This window comes from Cytobacillus kochii (genome assembly GCF_020171845.1).
Taxonomy (GTDB): domain Bacteria; phylum Bacillota; class Bacilli; order Bacillales; family Cytobacillaceae; genus Cytobacillus; species Cytobacillus kochii.
In genome coordinates this window covers 1-544 of the sequence record NZ_JAIVAM010000046.1, presented here as the reverse complement: position 1 = coordinate 544, position 544 = coordinate 1, and the positions used below count along the sequence as shown (strand labels likewise).

The 544-nt window shown below is 43.0% G+C and carries 2 rRNA genes; both read right to left on the bottom strand.

The window, feature by feature from the left end:
• Positions 1 to 88, bottom strand: a 23S ribosomal RNA gene (locus LCM23_RS25760); the annotation flags it as partial.
• A gap of 392 nt (positions 89 to 480) precedes the next feature.
• Positions 481 to 544 (bottom strand): 16S ribosomal RNA (locus tag LCM23_RS25755); the annotation flags it as partial.

Genomic DNA, 544 nt, shown 5'->3' with positions numbered 1-544 from the left:
CAGCTCCCCGAAGCATATCGGTGTTAGTCCCGTCCTTCATCGGCTCCTAGTGCCAAGGCATTCACCGTGCGCCCTTATTAACTTAACCATTGTTCGGCTTGCGATAAGCTACGCATTTCAGCGTCAGCTCACTCGTCAACATCCTCATGTGCACAAGACGCACACTCCGGTATTTCCTCGCTCGCTTCCTTGAACTGCTTGCTTCTCACAACCCTCACGGTTGTGTTTTTTTAAAAAAGTTTAGTATCTCTACTCTATTACTATTATATAGAGAGAAAATAACTAAGGTGGCGATTACTCGGTAATCTTCTTCATTACATTATCTAGTTTTCAAAGAACGATTGATGAATGGTAAGCTTTGGTATTCTCGTCAGCTTACGCTTCCTTGAATCCTTCGCTATTTTCACCTTATTTTGAGAGATTATACTCTCAAAACTGAACGAACAGTCTAACATCAAGTTAATTCCGTATATTCCTTAGAAAGGAGGTGATCCAGCCGCACCTTCCGATACGGCTACCTTGTTACGACTTCACCCCAATCATC